Source organism: Promicromonospora iranensis, from assembly GCF_028994805.1.
Classification (GTDB): Bacteria; Actinomycetota; Actinomycetes; order Actinomycetales; family Cellulomonadaceae; genus Promicromonospora; species Promicromonospora iranensis.
Map to the genome: position 1 here is coordinate 25,995 of NZ_JAJQQP010000023.1, position 20,321 is coordinate 46,315.

Genomic DNA, 20,321 nt, shown 5'->3' on the forward strand with positions numbered 1-20,321 from the left:
GTGCCACACGACCGCCTGATCAGCGGCAGACTGGGCACATGCGCATCTACGTGCCCGCCACGCTCGACGAGCTCGACGCCGTCACCCGTTCCTCCGACGCCGCGCGCTGGACCGTCGCCCCGCGCCGGGCGCACGCCGTCACGAAGGACCTCGAGACCACCCTGCCCGACGAGGACGCCGAGGGCCTCGAGTACGTCGCGGCGCTGAACGCCGCCGACGACTCCCTCGCGCTGATCGCCGGCCGCTCGGACGCCCCGCACCAGCGCGTCGTCATCACGGTGGAGGTGCCGGACGCGACGGTCGGCCCGGTCGCCGGCGGCGGGGCGTCCGACGGCGCGGACGACGACGAGGTGGCCGCCTCCGAGATCGAGGTGACCAGCACCGTCGAGAACGTGCGGATCGTCTGCGTGCACGTCGACGAGCTGGAGGCCGCGGCCGACATCGCCGACGTCCTCGCGGCTGCGGACGAGGAGAGCGACGCCGAGACGACGGCGGACGTCGGTGCGGAGTCGGAGACCGCACTGGACGCGGCGCTGCAGCGGGTCACCGACCGGGACCTGCTCTGGTACGACTGGAGCGAGATCAAGGACATCCCGCGGGGATGAGCGGTGACGACCCGCTCGACCAGCGGTTCGGCCCGGGGTCGCGCGCCGGTCAGGCCAGGTAGTCGAGCGCTTCCTTGTGCAGCTTGCCGTTCGTGGCGACGGCGTTGCCGCCCCACGGCCCGGGCTTCCCGTCGAGCGAGGTGAACGTGCCACCCGCCTCGGTGACGATCGGCACCAGTGCGGCCATGTCGTACACCTCGAGCTCGGGCTCGGCGGCGATGTCGACGGCGCCGTCCGCGACGAGCATGTACGACCAGAAGTCGCCGTACCCACGGGTGCGCGCGCACGCACGCGTCAGGTCGAGGAAGCCGTCGAGCGAGCCGCGCTCCTCCCAGCCGCCGAGGGACGCGTAGCTGAACGAGGCGTCGGCGACCCGGGACACCCCGGAGACGGACATGCGGTTCGCGGCCGCGAGCGACTTGCCGGTCCACGCCCCGGAGCCCTTGGCCGCCCACCAGCGCCGGCCCAGTGCCGGAGCGCTGACCAGGCCCACGACCACCTCGTCACCGTCGGCCAGCGCGATCAGCGTGGCCCACACGGGGACGCCGCGCACGAAGTTCTTGGTGCCGTCGATCGGGTCGACGATCCAGCGGCGCGCGCCGTTCCCGGCGGCGCCGTACTCCTCGCCGACGATCGCGTCGCGGGTGCGCGCCCGCGCGAGCTGTCCTCGGATGAAGTCCTCGGCCGCGCGGTCGGCGTCGGTCACCGGGGTCAGGTCAGGCTTGGTCTCGACCTTGAGGTCCAGTGCCTTGAACCGTGACATGGTGATGGAGTCGACCTGGTCGGCGATCACGTGCGCCAGACGGAGGTCGTCGGCGTAGTTGTCCTTCGTCATGGCAGCCACGGGCACAACCTAGCGTCGGATGCGGCCTTTCCGCCGCCCAGCCGCGCCGGTACGGCGGATCGTTACCCGGGAGGCTCCCCGGCGCGACCGTCAGACCGGCGCGGGCACCAGCTCTCGGACCCGCTCCGCGAGCCCCACGAACGCGGCCCGCGCCGGGGAGCCCGGCGCGCACTCGGCGAGGACCCGCCCCGCCAGCAGGGCGGCGTCGAGGCCGCCGGGGTCGTCGGGCACGAGGTGCACGTCGTCGACCCCCGCGTACCGCGCGAGCGCGTCGCGGACCTGGGACTCGGCCCGTCGGCCGACGGCGGAGTCCCGCACCCGGTTCACCACCACGAGGCGGGCCGCGGGCACCGGCACCGCAGTGTCGCGCAGGTCCTCCAGGCCCCGCACCAGACGCTGCAGGCCGACGGGATCCGCGCCACCGACGACCACCACGACGTCCGCCGCCTGCAGAGCGCTCAGGGTCGCGCCGTTGCGCTGCGGCGCACGCGTGTCGTACGTCAGGAGCTCGTCGGTCTCGAGGACCGGTCCGCAGTCGACGACCGTCCAGGCCGCGAGCTCGCGGCACCGCTGGAACACCATGTCCAGCGAGGCGGCGGGCAGCTCCGGCCAGCGGGACGCGCGGGTGATGCCGGTCAGCACCCGTACGCCCGGCAGCACCACCGGGCTGTGCCCGGCCAGCGTCACGACGTCGAGCACGCCCTGCCCGGCGGCGCGGGCGGCCGCGGCGAGCCCCGGTGCGTCGTCGAGCAGCCCGAGGCGGGAGGTCACGGACGACGCGTAGGTGTCGGCGTCAGCGAGCAGGACCGTGCGCGCCCCGTTCGGCGGTGGCACGGGGCGCGACCGGCGCAGCAGGCCGGACCGGCGCGGCGTCGCGGCGCCCACTCCGGCGAGAGCCGCCGCGAGCTCGATGGCGGTGGTGGTCCGCCCCGGCGAGCCGGACGGTCCCCACACGGCGATGAGCGTGCCGGGCCTGCCGCCGAGGTCGGGCACGGTGGCAGCAGGCGGAGCGACCTCCGGTGCGGCGCCCCGGACCGCGGCGACGAGGTTCTCCATGTCGCCCTCGGCCACGACCACGTCGGAGCCCAGCCCGGCGAGGCGCTCGGCAGGTGTCGCCGGGTCCTCGAGCGCGACGACCCGCAGACCGGCACCGCGCAGCCGGGCCACCGCCTCGCGGTCCAGGCCGGGCAGGTCCCCCGAGACGACGGCGGCCGTCCCCGCCCCGGCCTCGGCCGCCGCCAGGAGCTCTGCCAGCTCCGCGCACCGGCGCGCCACGGTCACCTGCGGCTGCGCGCCGAGCACGGTGACAGCGGCCGCCTCCACCTCCGGCGCGTGCACCGCCACCAGCACGGTGACCATCCGCTCCTCGCTCATCGGAGGCCACCTGCCACCGGCACCACGGCGACCGTGCCGGCGTCGGACAGCGCGGCCAGCACGGTCGGGAGCGCGTCGGCCGGGACCAGGACGTGCAGAGTCACCGTGCCGTCCACGACGATCGCGCCCTCCTCGGCGTCGACCTGCTCGACGACGACCTCCTGCGCGAGCGTGCTCGGCTCCGGACGGTCGGCGTCCGCGCCGGGCGCGACCGGGGCGTCGGGCACGAACCACAGGTCCACCACGGCGCCGGCCCGGATCCGGTCCGACAGGCCGGACGCGACGGGTACCGCGACCGACCGGACGCCTGCGTCGGTACCGAGTGCGGTGAACGGGACCAGCTCGCCGTCGTCCACGACGCGGAGCACCACGACCCCCTCGGGCAGCGGCTCGTCCGCGGGAAGATAGCGCCCCGTACCGGCGCCGAGCCGGACGTCGACGGGGCGGAGCGCGTCGGCCGTGAGGGGCTCCCCGGGTGTCAGGGCGCCGTCCGCGACGAACACCGGGACGGTGCGGCTCGCCGACGCGACCGCCCAGGAACCGAGCGCCACCGACAGGGCGACGATGACGACACCGGTCAGCAGCCGCGGGTCACGCCAGCGAGGACGGCGCAGCCGCGTGGCCACCGGCTCGGGGAGACCCTGACCCAGGCCGGGTGGCGCCGGGGCGGCCGGGGCATACGTCATCTCGGTCCTTCCGCGTACTTTGGTGGACTTTGGGTAGACCTTCGCGTAGAAGTTGACGCGTCGATCCGGACAGAATGGTGCGCAGCGTAGGCAGAGCGCCGGAACCATAGTGATCGAACGTCGCCGATCCGGCATCAGATAAACACTTCTTGTGGATAACCCCCTCATGTCGGTGTCTCGTGCCACACTGTTCCCATGGAAAAGCGCTTTCTCTCTCTGGCCGATGTGGTCGAGACCCTGAACATCTCGATGGCCCAGGGCTACGCACTGGTTCGGACCGGCGACCTTCCTGCCATCCAGGTGGGCCCCAAGAAGGTCTGGCGCGTCGAGGCCGCCGAGCTCGAGGCATACATCGAGCGCATGTACGCAAAGAGCCGTGAGCGGCTCAAGGGCTCTGCGACCACGGACGCCTGAAAGCCCTCAGCTGCATACCGACGGGACCGGCGCACTCACGTGGAGTGACACCGGTCCCGCTCTCAGTTTGCTGAATTCACCGCCGATTCACGGCGCCTCGCTCACGACCAGCAAGGCAGAGAACGGGACCAGCACAGTTCCCCGATCATCGAGTACATCGACGTCCAGATGATCCCGGCCGACCCGTGCGATCCGGCCACCCACGGTCCCGCTCAGCGTGCGCACCGTGACCCGCGCACGGTCCCGCTGCAGCGCCCGGAGCACCGGGCCCAGCCCCAGCGCATCTCTCCGCGACGCCGCCGGCGACGCCTGCCGGGCCAGCCCGTGGACGGCGGCCAGCGCGGCCAGCGGGACGAGATGCTGGCACACCGGTTCCGGCCGGACCCCCTGGACGAGTGCCCACTCGTCCGCCGCCTCTCGCACGACACCGCGCAGCGGGGCGCCGCCCAGCAGCTCCAGCGTGACCACCGCCCCGACGACCGCGCGGAACCGGTCCGCGAGCGTCATCGTCGCGTGCTCGGCACGCGTCATCTCGGAGACCAGCGCGTCGGCCTCGGCCGCTGACTGCGCACGGGCCTGCGCCTCGAGGTCCCCGAAGAGGGCCTCCCAGCGAGTGGGACCAGCCGCGGACGTGGATGCCATGAGAACACCCTGCGCTATCCACAGCCATCGCGCCCTCCGGTAGACACCCCGACGGCACCGAGGTTGAATATCGATCATCGGACAGCACCAAAGACCATCAACCGTCTCTGGTTGGCCCATCCTGTCCGGAACTCGACCATTGCAGGGGGAACCATGCCGAGCAACGCCCTCAGTCATGCGCCGTCGGCCTACGGCGCCACGAATCGTCAGCAGGCGGAGGCCGCAGGGACCCGGCCGACAGGGCACCGGACGCCTGCCGCGGAGACACCGGCGCGCGCGGCGAGCATCCGTCGGGGCGCGACCGGTCTGCTGGTGCTGGGCCTCGCGTTCGTCGCCGCTGCCGCCGCGCTCGGCGCCCGCGCCTGGCAGGTCGGATCGGACCTCGGCACGGCCCTGTTCCCCGTCGAGGACATCGTCGAGCTCGCGGCGGTAGCCGTGGGAACGGTGGTGGCCGGCCGGGTCGGCCTGCATGCGCTGCTGGCTCTGGCCTGCGTCGCCGCGAGCCGGCGAGGCAGGCGCTGGGTGGCGGGCGAACGGGCCCTCGCGCTGCACGCACCGGTGCTCGTCCGCCGCCTCGCCCGGGCGGCCGCAGGTGCCGGGCTGGGCCTCGCCCTCACGGTGCCGACGGCGATGGCCGTGCCGGACCGCGCTACCGGAACCGGCCCGTCCGCGGACGGCGGTACGGCCGTCGTGCTCGACCTCGGCTGGCAGCCGACGGCGCGCCAGTCGACGGACCACGACCGGACGGGCAGCCGGGCGGCGGACGGGTCGGCCGCGTCGAGCCCGCGGCCGAGACCCGAACGGTTGTCGCTCGTCAACCGCAGCCAGCGCACCGGAACCGCACGCGAGCCACTGGTCGTCGTCGAGCCCGGCGACACCCTCTGGGCGATCGCCGCGGACCGGCTCGCCTCCGGGAGCGGCGGCTCGGGCTCGTCCGACGCCGAGATCGCTTCCGCGGTCACCCGATGGCACCAGGCCAACCGCCACGTGCTGGGCACGAACCCCGACCTGATCCGGCCCGGCACGGTGCTGCGGCAGCCCTGACCCACGCCGCCCTTCCACGCCACCCCTTCCCCGCTGCTGCCTCAGGAGACCCGGATGACCACGCTCGACGCCCCACCCGACGACGCGCCCGCGACCGTCCCGGACCCGCCCGACCAGAGTGCGTCCGCTCAGCGCGCACCCACCCCGCGCACACCCGCCCAGCAGGCGCCGGGGCGCAGCGCGGCGCCCCGGAAGACACCCGCTGCGCCCGCACCGACCCGCCGGCCGGCCGCGCCTCGGGTCGGGCCGGTCACGGGGCCCGGCATCGGTCGGCGGCTCCGGCGCATGCGGATCGGCGGCACGCCCTACCCGGAGCTGCAGAACGCTGCGGCCGCCCTGGAGGCGGTGGCGGGCCGGCCGACCCCCGAGCCGGACCCCACCCTGCCCGATCCGACCGCGCAGGTGTGCCGCGTGGTCCGCGCCGCGGTGGAGGTGCTCCGCGGCGAGCGGCCCGCTGCCCAGCTCGCGCGCTGGGTCACACCCCAGGTCTACGACGCGCTCCTGGAACGAGGCAGGCTCATGCGGGAGGCGCAGCAGAGCCGGGCGCCGCGGCCGAAGGCGCACCCGGCGACGGTCCGCCGGGTGCGGATGGTGCGGCTGGGCGCGTCCTCCGCCGAGGCGACGGTGATCCTGCACGACGAGGGCCGTGTGCGGGCGGCGGCGGTCCGGCTGGAGGCACGGCGCGGGGTCTGGCGCGTCGCGGTCCTCGAGATCGGCTGACCCGGTCCGCGGCCAGGTTCGCGCCCCGGCCGGACCTGCCCGACGGTTACATCCACTCGACGATCAGGTCCGCCTCGTCCCGGGTCGCCGCTATGAGGTCCGCGTTGCGCTGGTCCGTGCCGCCGGCCCAGGCCTCGGCGTCGGGCAATGACTTGCCGTAGACCTGGTGCCGGGCGACGAGCCGCCGTAGCCGCTCGGTGTCCGGCAGGTCGACGTACCAGACCTCCGCCATGCGCGCGCGGGCCGACGGCCAGGCACCGCCCGGCGCGAGAAGGTAGTTGCCCTCGGTGATCACCAAAGGCTCGTCGGTGACGGCGGTGCCGGCGGCTATCGGCTCCTCGATCTCACGGCGGAACTCCGGAGCGTAGACGGGCGGACCACCGGGGGCCCGGTCCGCGATCCGGTCGATCAGGGCGGCGTACCCGGCATCGTCGAACGTGTCGATGGCGCCCTTGCGATGCCGGCTGCCGCGGGCCTCCAGGACGACGTCGGACAGGTGGAACCCGTCCATGCCCACCACCACGGCGGTGCCGGGTGCCAGGCCCGCGACCAGGGCGGCAGCGAGCGTGGACTTGCCCGCGCCGGGCGCTCCGGTGATGCCGAGGACCTGCGTCCGGCCGGCGCGGGTGGCCTCGGCCGCCAGTCGGGCTGCCCGTTCGACGAGCTCTGCGGTGGTCAGGCGCACGAGAGGTTCTCCAGCCAGGAGCGCGGGCCGACGTACTGCACCCGGAGGGATGCCACCCGTACCGCTTCCGCGACGGCGGCTTCCAGGTCGGCACCCTGGGCGAGCGCCACGACCAGTGCACCATGGAACGCGTCTCCGGCGCCGAGCGTGTCGCGCACGTCGACGGTCGGCACGTCGGTGGCACCGCGCCTGCCGTCGTCGTCGCACCACGTCACGGGTGCCGCGCCGTGCGTCGCGACCGTGGCCGGGGAGCGCGCGACGTCGGCCGGCGCACGGAAGTCCGCGGACCGCGCGGTGACGTCGGCCGCTCCCATGAGATCGGCGAAGACGGGCCGCCACCGGCCGGCGTCGAGGACGATCAGGGGGCGGGGCTCCAGGGCGTTCGCGTACGCGAGCACGCTCCGCGCGAGGTCGGGGTGATGGCCGTCGAGCAGTACGACGTCCGGCCGGGGGAGGGCGTCGAGATCCGCGGAGCTCACGTCGAGGCCGTCGGTGAGCGTGGCGTCGGGCGATACGACCGAACGGTCGCCGGTGGCGTCGTCGACCAGCACCGCCGAGACGGCCAGCGGGATCTCACGACCTTCGGCGGTGTCGTGGATCTCGACGCCGTGCCGCTCCAGGTCGCCGCGCGCCGCGGAGCCCACCGAGCCGGTCCCCAGCGCACTGATCAGAAGAGCCCGCGCTCCGAGCGTCGCGGCGGTGACCGCGGCATTGGCCGCGGGGCCGCCCGCGGAAACGTCCTGTCGAACGGCGGTGATCTTCTGGTTGGGACCGGGCCGGACGGCGCTGCGGTGGATCACATCGAGCGTCGTCAGACCAGCAAACCAGCAGGTCACGGGCAGTTTTTGGCTAGCTTCGGCTGGTGCTTCTGGCATGTGCAGAGGCTACCCGTGAAACTGCGTGTCAGTGACCGAGGCTACCGTCCACGTCATGACTACTGCCGGGCCTACGACGTCCTCCACCGCACCCTCCACGACGTGGCGTGACCTCCTGCTGGACCAGCTGGGCTTCTACTGGGACTTTCATCTCTGGCCGCGCCTGGACGGGCTCCCCGATGACGAGTACCTCTGGGAACCGGCCTCGCCGGCCTGGAGCGTACGCCGTGGGCCCGACGGCATGCCCCGGCTCGAGCACGAGGTACCCGAGCCGGAGACTCCGCCGGTCACCACCATCGCGTGGCGGATGGTGCACCTGGGCCGGGACGTGTTCGGCCGACGCGCCCGAGCCCTCTTCGGACCGACGGACGCGCCGGCCGACGCCGACATGTTCGACCCGCGGCACTGGCCCGAGACTCCGATCACCGCCGCGGGCGGCCTCGCCATGCTCGACGAGGGCTACCGGTCGTGGCGGGCCGGGATCGCCGCACTGGACGACGAGTCCCTGCAGCGCCCAATCGGCCCGAAGGGCCTGGAGTACGCGGAGTTCCCGATCGCGGCCCTCGTGACGCACCTCAGCCGCGAGGCCATGGCGCACGGCGCCGAGATCTGCCTGCTGCGTGATCTCTACCGGGCTCGGTACCGGGCTCAGTCATCCCCCTCAGCGTAGGCCCGCTCGGCGTAGACGCGCAGCGTGTCACGGACGAACGTGGCCCCCTCGGTGCCGCCGTAGTTCGCGGCGAACCGGTCGTCCGCCACGTACATGTCGCCCAGGCCGAGCAGATAGCCACGGGCGGGCCGGCCCTGCTCGTGGCCCGGAGTGCCGGGGATGGAGACCAGCCACGCGGCGTGCCGGGCGGCGATCGCCTGCGCCTCGTCCGACGCGGGGTCCAGCCCCGCCTCCGCGGCCTCGGTCCAGGCCGTGCCCAACGCGTGCATCTGCGCCTTGAACTGGTCCTGCCCCTCCTGGCCGAGGCCGCGCCACCACGCGTCGCTCTTCACGTACGCGTCGCGGCCCCAACGCTCGGTCACCTCCTGCTCGTACCGGGTGTGGTCGAATCCGTCGAGCATGTCCTGCGCCATGATGTTCTCCTTCGCTTCGGGGTCCTTGTCGAGTGCAGCGACCGTCCGTTCGACCGACGCGATCTGCCGCGCCAGCCGGTCCTGCTCCGCCCGCAGCGAGACGAGGTGACGACGCAACGCCTGCGCCTCGTCCCGGTCGCTGTCGAGCACCTCGGCGATGTCGCTGAGGCCGAGCCCGAGATCGCGCAGCAGCAGGATCCGCTGCAGCCGCACCAGGGAGGTGCGGTCGTAGCGGCGCGGACCGCTCGCCGTCGTCCGGACGGCGGGCAGAAGCCCTACCGCGTCGTAGTGCCGCAGCGTCCGGCTGGTGACGCCGGTCAGCCGCGCGATCTCTTGGATGGACCAGTGCATGTCTCTCACGGTAGAGGTTGACGTCGCGTCAACTTCAAGCCCTGATGCGAAGACGTTTGCCGGGGCAGTCGAGGACGCCTGTGGATAACTCGGATCGTCCCCGGGAACCGCGGCAATACTGAACCCATGACGACATCAAGCGATATCATTCCGGATCAACCGCTGGCTGACGACGCGGCGCTGCTCGCGTTCGCGACGTTCCTGCACGACTGCGCCGTCCCGCGCCGTCGCACGTTGTGGTTCGTGCTGCTGGACCGCGAGCGCCGCCCGCTGCCGGTGATCGTGCCGATCGACCACGTCCCGGACGAGCCCGACGTGCTCACGGTGAGCAACCTGGCGCTGGCGTGGCACGAGATCCTGCGGGACGAGCCGGGCTCCTCGGTGGTGCTGATGCTGGAACGGCCCGGCCCGGCGGTCGCCTCCTTCGACGACCTCGCGTGGCGCGCGGCGCTCCGGTCGGCCGCGGCGGAGCACGGCATCACGCTCGCCGCGTTCTTTCTCGCGACGGCGCACGGGGTCCGTCCCCTCACGCCCGACTGACGGTCGGCCCGAACGACGGTCGGCCCGGCGCCCGGTCGCGGTACCGGGATCAGTCCCGGAGCAGCTCCGCCTCGTCGTCGGTGAACAGCCTGGACCGGATGAGGAAGCGCACGCCCTCGGGCGCCTCCACGCTGAACCCGGCACCCCGGCCGGGGACCACGTCGATGGTGAGGTGGGTGTGCTTCCAGTACTCGAACTGGTTGCGGCTCATCCAGACCGGGACGGTGAACGCGGCGCCGTCGGACCCGATCGTGAGGTCGCCGAGGTGCACGTCGGCGTCGCCGGTGATGAAGTCGCCGTCCGGGTAGCACATGGGTGACGAGCCGTCGCAGCAGCCGCCGGACTGGTGGAACATGAGCTCGCCGTGCTTGTCGCGCAGCCGCACGAGCAGCTCCGCGGCGGCGTCGGTCACGGCGACCCGTGCGGGCCGTGCGTCGGCCACCTGGGGCGAGCGGACGTCGTCGGACATGAAGGCCTCCTCGTGTCGGTCGCGGGGTCAGGCGTACAGGCCCCCGAACGGCCTGTACGCCTGACGCCCCGGGGCGGTGGGCCCCGGGGTGGCGGGCTCCTAGAAGAAGCCCTGCGCACCCTGCGCGTAGCTCACCAGCAGGTTCTTCGTCTGCTGGTAGTGGTCGAGCATCATCTTGTGGTTCTCGCGGCCGACGCCCGACCCCTTGTAGCCGCCGAACGCGGCGGCCGCCGGGTAGGCGTGGTAGCAGTTGGTCCATACCCGCCCGGCCTCGATCGCCCGGCCCGCCCGGTAGGCGTCCGCACCGGAGCGGGTCCACACGCCGGCGCCCAGCCCGTACAGGGTGTCGTTGGCGACCTTGATGGCGTCGTCGAAGTCGCCGAACTCCGTGACCGCGACGACCGGCCCGAAGATCTCCTCCTGAAAGATCCGCATGGAGTTCTTGCCCTCGAAGATCGTGGGCGTCACGTAGTACCCGCCCGCGAGGTCGCCCTCCATCTCGGCCCGGTACCCGCCGGTGAGCACCTTGGCGCCCTCCGCCTTGCCGATGTCGAAGTAGCTGAGAATCTTCTCGAGCTGGTCGTTGCTCGCCTGCGCCCCGATCATCGTGTCGGTGTCCAGCGGGTTGCCCTGCTTGACCGCCTCGGTGCGCACGACGGCGTCGGCCAGGAACGACTCGTAGATGTCCGCCTGGATGAGCGCCCGCGACGGGCAGGTGCACACCTCCCCCTGGTTGAGGGCGAACATCGTGAAGCCCTCGAGCGCCTTGTCGTAGAACTCGTCCTTCGCCGCCGCGACGTCGCTGAAGAAGATGTTCGGCGACTTGCCGCCGAGCTCCAGCGTCACCGGGATGATGTTCTGCGACGCGTACTGCATGATCAGGCGGCCCGTGGTGGTCTCGCCCGTGAACGCGATCTTGCGGATCCGATGCGAGCTCGCCAGCGGCTTGCCCGCCTCCGCGCCGAACCCGTTGACGACGTTCACGACGCCCGGCGGCAGCAGGTCCGCGATGAGCTCCATCAGGTACAGGATCGACGTCGGCGTCTGCTCGGCCGGCTTGAGCACCACCGCGTTGCCCGCCGCGAGCGCCGGCGCCAGCTTCCACACGGCCATGAGGATCGGGAAGTTCCACGGGATGATCTGCCCGACCACGCCCAGCGGCTCGTGGAAGTGGTAAGCGATGGTGTCGCCGTCGATCTCGCTGATCGACCCCTCCTGCGCCCGGATCGCCCCCGCGAAGTAGCGGAAGTGGTCGATCGCCAGCGGCATGTCGGCGTTCAGGGTCTCGCGGACGGGCTTCCCGTTCTCCCACGTCTCCGCGACGGCCAGCTCCTCGAGGTGCTCCTCCATGCGGTCGGCGATCTTGTTCAGGATGATCGCCCGCTCCGTGACCGACGTACGACCCCACGCGGGGGCGGCGCCGTGCGCGGCGTCGAGGGCCCGGTCGATGTCGTCGGCGTCCCCGCGCGCCACCTCGGTGAAGGTCCGCCCGTTCACCGGGCTGGGGTTCTCGAAGTACTGGCCGTTGGCGGGCGGTACGTACTCGCCCCCGATCCAGTGGTCGTACCGGGGCCGGAAGGTCACGACGGCACCTTCGGTACCTGGGGCTGCGTACACGGTCATGGTCTGCCTCCTCGCAGGTTCTCGTGCCCGCCGTCGGCTGCCCGACGGCGGAGCCACACCCGGGTGCAGCGGCGCACCCGAGTGGGGCGAGGTTAGGCGGCCAGGCGTTGCACCGACGTTGCAACCGGACCGTGACCTCGCCCGGGCAAGCCCCGCCTGCGGCAGCACACATGAACGGCAGAGGACAGGACGCCGGACCCAGCCGGCAAGCCGACCACGACGAGAGGCCGCCCCATGACATCCGTACCGGCACCCACACCCCACCGGACCCGACCCCGCGCACGCCCCACAGGCCGACCGGCGACGGCGCTCGCGGCCCTGCTCGGGGCGACGCTGGCGCTCGCGGGCTGCACGGCCGCGGGCGGCTCCGCGGAGACTGCCGTCGACACGACGGAGCTCTCGGTCCCGGCTCCTGAGCCGCTGATCGGCACGGACGTCGCGCCGCTGCCTCCCGTCGAGGCACCGGACGGCTCGGGCGAGGACTACGACGACTCCCCCGAGGCACCGTTCCAGGACGTCGCGACCAGCCCGCTCTCCACGTTCTCGGCCGACGTCGACACGGCGTCCTACTCGAACCTGCGCCGCCAGGTGAACCAGGGCATCACCCCCGAGGGGGTGCGCATCGAGGAGCTGGTCAACTACTTCGACTACGACTACCCGGCGCCGGCCGCCGGCGCGGAGCACCCGTTCTCGGTGTCTGCCCAGGTTGCGCCCGCGCCGTGGAACCCGGAGCACCAGCTCGCGATGGTGGGGGTCCAGGCGACGGAGGCGATCCCGACGTCGGAGGGCAACAACATCGTCTTCCTGCTCGACGTGTCAGGGTCCATGGACGAGCCGAACAAGCTGCCGCTGCTCGCCGAGTCGTTCGCGCTGCTGGTGGAACAGCTCGACGAGGACGACCGGGTGTCGATCGTGACGTACGCGGGTGACAACCAGGTGGTCGCCGACTCGGTGCCCGGCTCCGAGCACGGTGTGCTGGTGGACCAGCTGCGGTCCCTGCGGGCCGGCGGCTCCACGGGCGGCGCGGACGGGCTGCGGACGGCGTACGAGCTGGCCGAGAAGAACTTCGTGGAGGGGGGCAACAACCGGGTCGTCCTGGCGACCGACGGCGACTTCAACGTCGGGCCGTCCACGCCCGAGGACCTCACCGAGCTGATCGAGGCCGAGCGGGAGTCCGGTGTCTACGTCTCGGTGCTGGGCTTCGGCATGGGCAACCTGAAGGACAGCACGATGGAGGCCATCGCCGACCACGGGAACGGCAACTACGCGTACATCGACACCCTGGCCGAGGCGCGCAAGGTACTGGTGGACGAGTTCGGCTCCACCATGTTCGTGGTGGCCAAGGACCTGAAGCTGCAGGTGGAGCTCAACCCTGCCGTCGTCGGCTCGTACCGGCTGATCGGCTACGACAACCGGCGTCTCGCGGACGAGGACTTCGCCGACGACGCCAAGGACGCGGGCGACGTCGGCGCCGGGCACTCGGTGACCGCGTTCTACGAGCTGGTTCCAGCCGACGCCGACGCCGGCTCCGGTGCCGGCGACAGCACCGACTTCATGACCGTGCACGTCCGGTACAAGACCCCCGGCGGCGCCGAGCCCGCTGTGAGCACCGAGGCCGAGTTCCCCGTCGGCGCGGACGCCCTCACGTCGGCACCGACGGCGGACTTCGCCTTCGCCTCCGCCGTGGCCGAGCTCGGGCTGATCGCCACCGGTTCCGAGTACCGGGCCGATGCGAGCCTCGACGCCGTCAGGGAGCGCGCCTCGCGCGCCCTGGGCGACGACCCGTACGGCCTGCGGGCGGAGTTCGTCGACCTGGTCGACGCCTACCGCAGATTGGCGTGATCTTTACTTCGCATGAAATGCGCGACTGGATGCAGCCTTTTAATGCATTGGTCTGATCAGAGAGTTCGACCACGAGGGCCGGACCGCACCAGAGCCGACAATCTACGGAAGGAGATTTCGCCACCTGAAGAACGCCGGAACTTTAGGCCCTCGACACCTATCGACGAAGAGGCGTCAGGATCCGTCGTGGGACGTGAGTATCGTTCGGTCGGCCACCGGGTCCCGGGAGTCCAGGGTCCGCTGCGCACCCTGTGACCGCTGGACCATGTCGACGGCGACACGCAGGTCCTCGGCAGCCCAGTCCAGGGAGCTCTCGATGTGGGTCGCCTGCGCGAGCAGGGTGCGAGCCTGCGTCACAGAGGACGGCGGAGCGTCCGTCACGCGCTGCGCCACGGCCGACCTGGCGTCGGCGATGGCCTCGGCCAGGACATCACGTGTGGCGGGGTCCGCGACCCGGCCGTCCGAGTGCTCGTAGACCCGCTCGGCCATGTCCATCACGGCTGCCAGGTCGTGCGACCGGGCCGAGGTGGTGGTGACCTGGCTGTCGATCTGAGAGGTGAGGGTCAGGAGGCGGCTGGTCTCGTCGGCACGCACCGAACCCGCCCAGAGAGCGAACGCGACGGCGACACCCGTCACGATCGCAGCGCCGAACACCCAGGGTCGGCGGCCACGAGCGCCGGCCACCTCGGCGAGCGGCGGCTCCGGCGAGTCGAGCGGAGGCAGCTGAGCGTCGTCGAGCGCGGCCGGCCGGGTCCGAGTGTCGCCCGGCTGGTCGTCGTCGGCCTGGTCGTTCGTCCCGGGTCTCGCAGGTTCCGGCTTGGATAAAGCGATGGTGTTCAACTCTTCCCCCAAAGAGAGATCCCATGAAAACAAGGTGTCGGGCTCGGAGCCCTTTAACTACCGATGCGAATGACGCTAGGACGACTTCTCGCGCCCCGCGCGGCGAGACCGTAATACACCCGCGATCTGTGGAAAAGCGTCCCGGAACGGTGGATAACTTGGGAGTCGCGGTGCACAACCTGTTGATGAACTTGGTCCGGCGCTTAGACTGGCGTGGTTCGACGACGGCGTCCGGACAACCTCAGGGGCAGCATGACGCAGGTGCCACACCGGGACGCGCAGTGGGTGCGCGCGGCCTACGAGAGCTTCGTCGGTTCGGCCGGCTCGCAGGAGCCCGCCGGGATCGATCCCGTCGTCGCGGCCTCGTGGCGGCGGAGCCTGCGCAACGGTGTCGATCCCGACCACCCGGGCGCGGTCGCCGTCGCGACGTCGGCGGACCTCGAGGACTACCGCCGCGACCATCCCCTCGCGGTCGCGATGCCCCTCGTCCGTGACCTGGTGGGGGGCGCGACGGGCGACGACCTGGTGATGGCGGTGTCGGACGACGTCGGCCGGCTCCTCTGGGTGGAGGGACGCGGTCCGGTGCGTTCCGCGGTGGAGCACGTCGGGTTCGTCGAGGGTGCCGTGTGGCGGGAGGAGTCCGTCGGCACCAACGCGCCCGGCACCGCACTGGCCACACGGCGCCCGGTCCAGGTGCTCGGCGCCGAGCACTTCGTACGCCCCGTCCAGCGACTGAGCTGCACCGCGGCGCCCGTGCACGACCCGGCCGGCGGGATCATCGGGGTCCTGGACCTCACCGGCGGCAGCGCCGCCGGTTCCCACGTCGCCCTCGCGCTGGTCCGGGCCACCGTCGCCATGGTCGAGCGCGAGCTCGCCGCCCGCGCCGCCGCCAGGGCACGGGGCCCCCTCGGCGCCGGCTCGACCGAGCAGCCGCCGGACCTGCGGCTGCTCGGCGCACCCACCCTGCGCGGCCGACGGATCTCGCTGCGGCACGCCGAGATCCTGCACCTGCTCGCCGAGCACCCCCGTGGCCTCGGCGCGGAGGAGCTCGCCGTGCTGCTGCACCCGGGCCAGCTCTCGCTCGTCGCCGTCCGCGCGGAGATCTCCCGCCTGCGCCGGGTCGCCGACGCCGCCCTCGGCGGCCCGCTGCTGGCCGGCTCCCGTCCGTACCGGCTCGCCCGGCCACTGCGGTCCGATGTCGACACGGTGCGGACCCGGCTCCGGCACGGTGACGTGCGGGGCGCGCTCGCGGCATACCCGGAGGCGTTGCTGCGCCGATCGGTCGCGCCGGGGGTCGAGCGGCTGCGCGAAGAGCTCGAGGCAGAGGTCCGCGAGGCGGTGCACACCTGCCGCGACGCGGCCGCCGTCGAGCAGTGGACCGCGCGGAGCGAAGGTGCGGACGATCACGCCGCCTGGGCGCGACTGGCTCAGCTGGCTCCGCCGGGCGGGCCGCAGGCGGCGCGGGCGCTGGCACACCTGGGGGTGCTGGAGCGGCGGTTGGCCTGAGCGGCTGACGCCATCGCAGTCCACAGTTTCGCTTCAGGAGCACCGTCGACAGACTCCGCCCCCCGAACGGTCTCCCCTGAGTTCCCGCGCGATCAGCCCCTCAGCAGCGATGCGAGCGCACCCCGAGAGCCCGAACTAACCTGCGCCACAAGGAACGCCTGGACGACATTGCCACAAGGAGCGCAAGTAGACCATGTCATCTTGAGGGGATTTACCGTCCCCTCGCCAGCCGCTCTACAACGATCGCAAGCCCACGGACCGCTGGGGCCGTCACTCGCCGCGCAGTGGCTCAGTGCCATCGCCCGCTGAACCGAGTTGCTCACCCTTAACAGACTCCCGAATCAAGCCGATCCGGCGCAGGTGTTCCTGACGCGTCAGGAATGGTTCCCCCGCAAGGCGTATCACCCGGCCCGTTCGTGAATCGACCTGCTCCAACCCCGACTTCTCGTTCATCACCGTGGCATATCCCGCGCGGGCTTCCCTACGCTTTTTAGCCTGGACCCAGATCACAACCCAGTTCAAGAAGGCAGCATCGAGCAGAATTGCGATCATCACAACCGTCGAGAACGGCGAACCACCGTATCCAGTTCCCCGAACAAGCATCCCGACCACCAACACGATCAGGAGCACCAGACCAATGCCCACACCCCAGAGAACCCATCCCAACAGCGCGAAGGCTGAAGGCCCACGCACCAACGTGCGCACTTCTCGCAGGCTCCACACCCGGTCGCCGCTCACCGGTCGTACCCATATGCCCGGGACCCGGCGCTCAGCGCTCTACCGCCACCTGCCACGTTGAGCGAATGAAAATCCAGATTGAAGCCAACGTTTGCGACATTATCGACTGTCTGGGCCGGTGTGGACCCAGACGCGAGACGCTCGAGAGGCCCGCGATCCTAAGGCCACCAGTTCCTGCGATCTCGACGTCGCCCACAATAATTCCAGCACTCCCAGACCAGGAGGTCATGTTTCCCCACTCCGTAATTCCGTCCGTTAATGCATCCGCAAGCAAACCGATTCTTACGCTGTCACGTCGGGTCCGCGCCGAGCCGAGTACCGACTCATCTCTCGCTCAATCGCCGCTCGGCGGCGCCGACGCTCCTCAGGTAACAGGAAATCCTCCCCGGACGATCTGATCACGTAACCGGTACCCGAATCTACTTCATTCCTGTCCTTATGATCACCACGCATTGTGGTATACCCCTGCACCCACTCCTTTCGATCCGCTCGCCGAAATGCAAACGTGAGACTGAGATCGACTACAATCACAAGGCTGATCATCCCGAATATGGAAGCTAGAACCGACGATTCAGCGTAACCTGATCCGCTAACGAACATTCCGACAAACAACACGACCGTCAAGACAAAGATCGACAAGTTCAGACCGATCTGCCAGCGAGCGATCCCGAAAGCCGATGCACCTCTCCTCATCGGTCCACGTATGCCTGGCTTCCACTCAACCGAGATCGTCACCACGCTCCTATAGCAGATAGAGGCCAGAGATTCCCATCCACGCGAATCTCGTATGCTCCGATGCAAGGTTGCCTGCCTGATTCGCGTTCTCAGGGTGAACCGCTGGTCCAAGCGGTTCAGTGTCTCCTCTCCCGCGGGCCACACGATCCGATCAGTCTTTTAGACGTCGGCCGCAACCTGCAACCAAATATCTTTCAGCATCCGCCATATTTTGAGTTTGCGGTGAAGCGTGCTGCGGTGAAGTGTGCTGGCAATACTGACTCCGCGACTTGCATCGCTAGCAGAAGTACAGTCGATGGCTGCACTGACGATACCCGCCGCACAAGCCTGCGCCCGTGCCTCGCCCGCCGCCGGATCGCGCCGGATCGTCACCTGCGCCGTATACGTCGTACCCTGCCGCGACCACTTCCCCGCCCACCACTATTCCAGCTACCCATGCACCCCGTGCCGTTCACCCCGACCTGCCAACCATCCGAACCCGGCTTGCCTCTAGTCGGAGCCGTATACGCACCATCGATCAACGGCCCGAGCAACAGCCCCGTCGAGTCCGACCGCGTCACCGGATTAACACTGACGAACGCCGCCCAACACCCCGTCATACAACCGCGCTCCGACCGCCGTAGTCGCGGCTGCCTAAATCAACCCTCGGCACTACCACCCGCTGAGCCAGGTCGATTGGTGTCAATAACTTCACGAATCAAATCCGTCCGCCTCAGATACTCGTCGCGGTTCAGAGTTTCTTCCCCTGCGAGGCGCACAATCCGGCCCGTCTTCGGATCGATCTGGTCCACGTGTGGGAACTCATTCGTGACCGTGGTGTACCCAGAACTAACCTCACGCTTCTTTCGGTTAATTCTCAGCACGACAGTGCCCAAGTAGAATACGTCCAGCAAGATAAGTGCCATCACGATGGTGAGTGTGGGAGACCCGCCATAACCGGAACCACGAATCAGCATGCCCACCACGAGAATAGCCAGGAAGACAAGACCGATATTCGATCCCCATTCGAGCTCCTGGAGCATGGTCTTGGTGGAGGACCCACGCAGAAGCCGTTTACGCTCATCCAGTCCCGGGCTCCATTCTTGCTCCCCCGCTCACCAGTCCGCTTCCGCTCTCTTGAAATGTCGCTTCCAGCAGATGAACCAAAACAATGCTCGAGGGCGAGCGCGGTCACTTTGGAGCATCATTAAGCCAGTTGCCGACTTTTTGGCGATGCCAAGCTGCTTCTTGTCCTCAGCCTCGGCGACCGCACGTTCCGCTGCTCGCCGCTCAGCCACCTTCAGCTTGCGCCTTGGTCTTCGCCGTTGCTGAGGCGCGCCCGTATGACTCACGACGCCCGTGTCATCCGAACAACCACACTCCGAGTGCGACCGCACCAGGGAACAGCACCAGGAGCTGAACCAGCTCCCACCATGTGAACCGCACCATCCGTGTCAATGGCGCCACGTCAGCATCTGGTTCAGCCCTCGCCCGCTGCCGGTGCTCTTCCAGCTCGGCGACGACGTGGTTTACCCGCGAGACACGGCTCAACATCGCCGAGATATTCGCCTGCTGCACCGCCCAGCACCGAGACCGGCCACCATCCGCGTGAATCACCTCCACTCGATCAGTAGCAGCAATCCCTGCAACCGACGCCCACGGGTACCACCGCTCTGTCACGATGTTGCGCGAGAGCAGGCCAGAGCTCGAAACCGAGATCCGCCCTCCCGAATTCAGAATTATCGCAAAGAACAACAGCGCAGGGAATGCGATAATGGTCCAGATCTCGTCCGAAGCTACCGCATCATTCGATGCCACCATTAGCGGCACCAGGAACGCAGTTAGTGCAGTGACGAACCGAACCAAACCACTCCCCACGACCGTGCCCATGGACATGCGGTAGACAGTTCTATCTCGATTCACGGAGCCGCCAGGAGCGCTCAATTTCTCGAACAAATCGCGATCACCCCCAGTGTGTCTGTCGATCACGTGCCGGAGCCGCCGTCATCCCGAGCCCTGGCAGGCCCATCGCGCCATTGGCGATGCGTCCTTGCGTCCGGGTAAAAGCAGGTCCAGTGCTTGCGGCCAGACGAGAAGTATTCGCAGCATTAGCCGCAGACTTTAAACCACCACCCACGGCACCGCCCCACCTGACGAACAAGAGATTCACGGCCGCCGACTTCCCTGCGTCCCCTGGAGTCTTCCCCTGCAGACCCATGTCATTCATAAATCCAGCGGCCACGACCCCGGCGCCGATCACTGCACAGGTGCCCGCTGAGACGACGATGCATGCCGCAAATCCTGCCGCGCCAAGGCCGACCATGGTCCAGTTGCCTACCACCTTCCAGTCGACCGACTTGGCCCAACCACTCACCGTATCGCCGACACCGGTGAGCCAACTTCCGACATTGTCAGCGATATCAGTTGCTTTCTGATACGCAGCTTCCCTCGCAGCCCTGGCTTCTTTAGCGGCCCTGCGCTCACGGGCCATCCGAACAAGGTCAACCCGCTTGGTGGAACTCACCGATCGGTTGACCAACGGCACCTGGGTACCAGTGACCGTCTCGTACGCGTCGTCGTTGTAAGAGTAGTAGTTAGAGCCCTATTCAGTGGCGCCGAGGGTCTCATGAGTGCTTCACGTCCTGACCTGCGTCGTTGCTGGTCAGGGGCAAATTTCGGCAGGTAGCGCAACGGCCCTTGCGTTCGGTTGGATCCAGGTTGTCTAC

The 20,321-nt window shown here is 69.9% G+C and carries 21 protein-coding genes; 8 read left to right on the forward strand and 13 right to left on the reverse strand.

Annotation, left to right across the window (positions count from 1 at the left end; genetic code table 11):
• Nucleotides 1-38 precede the first annotated feature (38 nt).
• Nucleotides 39-605, forward strand: a complete 567-nt coding sequence (locus tag LUM46_RS26440; protein ID WP_274998289.1) for a DUF6912 family protein — start codon at nt 39-41, stop codon at nt 603-605.
• A gap of 49 nt (nt 606-654) precedes the next feature.
• On the opposite strand, the gene hisN is transcribed toward LUM46_RS26440, so the two are convergent.
• The 3 genes from hisN to LUM46_RS26455 form a co-directional block, all read right to left on the reverse strand.
• On the reverse strand, nt 655-1,440 hold the full coding sequence (gene hisN, locus LUM46_RS26445; protein ID WP_274998314.1) for a histidinol-phosphatase: 786 nt from the start codon (nt 1,438-1,440) through the stop codon (nt 655-657).
• A 99-nt stretch (nt 1,441-1,539) separates the two neighbouring features.
• On the reverse strand, nt 1,540-2,823 hold the full coding sequence (locus LUM46_RS26450) for a CpaE/TadZ family protein (protein ID WP_274998291.1): 1,284 nt from the start codon (nt 2,821-2,823) through the stop codon (nt 1,540-1,542).
• A complete protein-coding gene (locus LUM46_RS26455; protein WP_274998292.1) occupies nt 2,820-3,509 on the reverse strand; it encodes a CpaB family protein in 690 nt (229 codons plus the stop codon). Before LUM46_RS26455 ends, LUM46_RS26450 begins: the two co-directional genes overlap by 4 nt.
• Nucleotides 3,510-3,704: 195 nt before the next feature.
• On the opposite strand from LUM46_RS26455, the gene LUM46_RS26460 reads away from it, so the two are divergent.
• The gene (locus LUM46_RS26460; protein WP_116673897.1) at nt 3,705-3,923 is read left to right on the forward strand and encodes a helix-turn-helix transcriptional regulator; all 219 of its coding nucleotides are present in this window, start codon (nt 3,705-3,707) and stop codon (nt 3,921-3,923) included.
• An 87-nt stretch (nt 3,924-4,010) separates the two neighbouring features.
• On the opposite strand, the gene LUM46_RS26465 is transcribed toward LUM46_RS26460, so the two are convergent.
• The gene (locus LUM46_RS26465; protein WP_274998294.1) at nt 4,011-4,565 is read right to left on the reverse strand and encodes a hypothetical protein; all 555 of its coding nucleotides are present in this window, start codon (nt 4,563-4,565) and stop codon (nt 4,011-4,013) included.
• A 153-nt stretch (nt 4,566-4,718) separates the two neighbouring features.
• On the opposite strand from LUM46_RS26465, the gene LUM46_RS26470 reads away from it, so the two are divergent.
• The gene (locus tag LUM46_RS26470; protein ID WP_274998295.1) at nt 4,719-5,609 is read left to right on the forward strand and encodes a LysM peptidoglycan-binding domain-containing protein; all 891 of its coding nucleotides are present in this window, start codon (nt 4,719-4,721) and stop codon (nt 5,607-5,609) included.
• Between the two features lie 54 nt (nt 5,610-5,663).
• Nucleotides 5,664-6,329 carry an Rv3235 family protein gene (locus LUM46_RS26475; RefSeq protein WP_274998296.1) on the forward strand — a complete coding sequence of 222 codons (666 nt, stop codon included), beginning with the start codon at nt 5,664-5,666 and terminating at the stop codon, nt 6,327-6,329.
• A gap of 46 nt (nt 6,330-6,375) precedes the next feature.
• On the opposite strand, the gene LUM46_RS26480 is transcribed toward LUM46_RS26475, so the two are convergent.
• Together LUM46_RS26480 and LUM46_RS26485 are read right to left on the reverse strand one after the other, a co-directional pair.
• The gene (locus tag LUM46_RS26480; RefSeq protein WP_274998297.1) at nt 6,376-7,014 is read right to left on the reverse strand and encodes a nucleoside/nucleotide kinase family protein; all 639 of its coding nucleotides are present in this window, start codon (nt 7,012-7,014) and stop codon (nt 6,376-6,378) included.
• Nucleotides 7,005-7,889: a PfkB family carbohydrate kinase gene (locus LUM46_RS26485; RefSeq protein WP_274998298.1), complete on the reverse strand. Its 885-nt coding sequence runs from the start codon at nt 7,887-7,889 to the stop codon at nt 7,005-7,007. The genes LUM46_RS26480 and LUM46_RS26485 overlap by 10 nt, the downstream gene beginning before the upstream one ends.
• Before the next feature lie 55 nt (nt 7,890-7,944).
• On the opposite strand from LUM46_RS26485, the gene LUM46_RS26490 reads away from it, so the two are divergent.
• Nucleotides 7,945-8,559 (forward strand): DinB family protein, encoded by a 615-nt coding sequence (locus LUM46_RS26490; RefSeq protein ID WP_274998299.1) that lies wholly within the window; start codon nt 7,945-7,947, stop codon nt 8,557-8,559.
• On the opposite strand, the gene LUM46_RS26495 is transcribed toward LUM46_RS26490, so the two are convergent.
• Nucleotides 8,538-9,323, reverse strand: coding sequence for a MerR family transcriptional regulator (locus LUM46_RS26495; RefSeq protein WP_274998300.1), 786 nt, complete (start codon nt 9,321-9,323; stop codon nt 8,538-8,540). The two genes, LUM46_RS26490 and LUM46_RS26495, sit on opposite strands and share 22 nt — an antisense overlap.
• Before the next feature lie 126 nt (nt 9,324-9,449).
• On the opposite strand from LUM46_RS26495, the gene LUM46_RS26500 reads away from it, so the two are divergent.
• Nucleotides 9,450-9,863, forward strand: coding sequence for a hypothetical protein (locus LUM46_RS26500; protein WP_274998302.1), 414 nt, complete (start codon nt 9,450-9,452; stop codon nt 9,861-9,863).
• A 49-nt stretch (nt 9,864-9,912) separates the two neighbouring features.
• On the opposite strand, the gene LUM46_RS26505 is transcribed toward LUM46_RS26500, so the two are convergent.
• Both LUM46_RS26505 and exaC read right to left on the reverse strand, forming a co-directional pair.
• Nucleotides 9,913-10,332, reverse strand: coding sequence for a DUF779 domain-containing protein (locus LUM46_RS26505; protein ID WP_274998303.1), 420 nt, complete (start codon nt 10,330-10,332; stop codon nt 9,913-9,915).
• Nucleotides 10,333-10,431: 99 nt separating this feature from the next.
• Entirely contained in the window at nt 10,432-11,955 is a 1,524-nt protein-coding gene (exaC, locus tag LUM46_RS26510) for an acetaldehyde dehydrogenase ExaC (RefSeq protein WP_274998305.1), read from the reverse strand.
• Nucleotides 11,956-12,189: 234 nt separating this feature from the next.
• Here exaC and LUM46_RS26515 point away from each other — a divergent pair, with 234 nt between their 5' ends.
• Nucleotides 12,190-13,797: a vWA domain-containing protein gene (locus LUM46_RS26515; RefSeq protein WP_274998306.1), complete on the forward strand. Its 1,608-nt coding sequence runs from the start codon at nt 12,190-12,192 to the stop codon at nt 13,795-13,797.
• A 174-nt stretch (nt 13,798-13,971) separates the two neighbouring features.
• On the opposite strand, the gene LUM46_RS26520 is transcribed toward LUM46_RS26515, so the two are convergent.
• A complete protein-coding gene (locus LUM46_RS26520) occupies nt 13,972-14,649 on the reverse strand; it encodes a hypothetical protein (RefSeq protein WP_274998307.1) in 678 nt (225 codons plus the stop codon).
• 240 nt (nt 14,650-14,889) lie between these two features.
• On the opposite strand from LUM46_RS26520, the gene LUM46_RS26525 reads away from it, so the two are divergent.
• Nucleotides 14,890-16,143: a sigma-54-dependent transcriptional regulator family protein gene (locus LUM46_RS26525; RefSeq protein WP_274998309.1), complete on the forward strand. Its 1,254-nt coding sequence runs from the start codon at nt 14,890-14,892 to the stop codon at nt 16,141-16,143.
• A 270-nt stretch (nt 16,144-16,413) separates the two neighbouring features.
• Here the strand turns inward: LUM46_RS26525 and LUM46_RS26530 are convergent, their stop codons facing one another.
• The 3 genes from LUM46_RS26530 to LUM46_RS26540 form a co-directional block, all read right to left on the reverse strand.
• Complete coding sequence (locus LUM46_RS26530; RefSeq protein ID WP_274998310.1) at nt 16,414-16,881, reverse strand: hypothetical protein; 468 nt, start codon at nt 16,879-16,881, stop codon at nt 16,414-16,416.
• Between the two features lie 1,373 nt (nt 16,882-18,254).
• Nucleotides 18,255-18,638, reverse strand: a complete 384-nt coding sequence (locus tag LUM46_RS26535) for a hypothetical protein (protein WP_274998311.1) — start codon at nt 18,636-18,638, stop codon at nt 18,255-18,257.
• 319 nt (nt 18,639-18,957) lie between these two features.
• The gene (locus LUM46_RS26540) at nt 18,958-19,485 is read right to left on the reverse strand and encodes a hypothetical protein (protein WP_274998312.1); all 528 of its coding nucleotides are present in this window, start codon (nt 19,483-19,485) and stop codon (nt 18,958-18,960) included.
• Between the last annotated feature and the right edge of the window lie 836 nt (nt 19,486-20,321).

Coding starts and splice junctions, on each gene's coding strand:
- LUM46_RS26440 (WP_274998289.1), top strand. CDS start 39: ATGCGCATCTACGTGCCCGCCACGCTCGACGAGCTCGACGCCGTCACC.
- LUM46_RS26475 (WP_274998296.1), top strand. CDS start 5,664: ATGACCACGCTCGACGCCCCACCCGACGACGCGCCCGCGACCGTCCCG.
- LUM46_RS26495 (WP_274998300.1), bottom strand. CDS start 9,323: ATGCACTGGTCCATCCAAGAGATCGCGCGGCTGACCGGCGTCACCAGC.
- hisN (WP_274998314.1), bottom strand. CDS start 1,440: ATGACGAAGGACAACTACGCCGACGACCTCCGTCTGGCGCACGTGATC.
- LUM46_RS26485 (WP_274998298.1), bottom strand. CDS start 7,889: ATGCCAGAAGCACCAGCCGAAGCTAGCCAAAAACTGCCCGTGACCTGC.
- LUM46_RS26490 (WP_274998299.1), top strand. CDS start 7,945: ATGACTACTGCCGGGCCTACGACGTCCTCCACCGCACCCTCCACGACG.
- LUM46_RS26535 (WP_274998311.1), bottom strand. CDS start 18,638: ATGCTCCAGGAGCTCGAATGGGGATCGAATATCGGTCTTGTCTTCCTG.
- LUM46_RS26515 (WP_274998306.1), top strand. CDS start 12,190: ATGACATCCGTACCGGCACCCACACCCCACCGGACCCGACCCCGCGCA.
- LUM46_RS26470 (WP_274998295.1), top strand. CDS start 4,719: ATGCCGAGCAACGCCCTCAGTCATGCGCCGTCGGCCTACGGCGCCACG.
- LUM46_RS26465 (WP_274998294.1), bottom strand. CDS start 4,565: ATGGCATCCACGTCCGCGGCTGGTCCCACTCGCTGGGAGGCCCTCTTC.
- LUM46_RS26500 (WP_274998302.1), top strand. CDS start 9,450: ATGACGACATCAAGCGATATCATTCCGGATCAACCGCTGGCTGACGAC.
- LUM46_RS26450 (WP_274998291.1), bottom strand. CDS start 2,823: ATGAGCGAGGAGCGGATGGTCACCGTGCTGGTGGCGGTGCACGCGCCG.
- LUM46_RS26525 (WP_274998309.1), top strand. CDS start 14,890: ATGACGCAGGTGCCACACCGGGACGCGCAGTGGGTGCGCGCGGCCTAC.
- exaC (WP_274998305.1), bottom strand. CDS start 11,955: ATGACCGTGTACGCAGCCCCAGGTACCGAAGGTGCCGTCGTGACCTTC.
- LUM46_RS26455 (WP_274998292.1), bottom strand. CDS start 3,509: ATGACGTATGCCCCGGCCGCCCCGGCGCCACCCGGCCTGGGTCAGGGT.
- LUM46_RS26540 (WP_274998312.1), bottom strand. CDS start 19,485: ATGGGCACGGTCGTGGGGAGTGGTTTGGTTCGGTTCGTCACTGCACTA.
- LUM46_RS26460 (WP_116673897.1), top strand. CDS start 3,705: ATGGAAAAGCGCTTTCTCTCTCTGGCCGATGTGGTCGAGACCCTGAAC.
- LUM46_RS26505 (WP_274998303.1), bottom strand. CDS start 10,332: ATGTCCGACGACGTCCGCTCGCCCCAGGTGGCCGACGCACGGCCCGCA.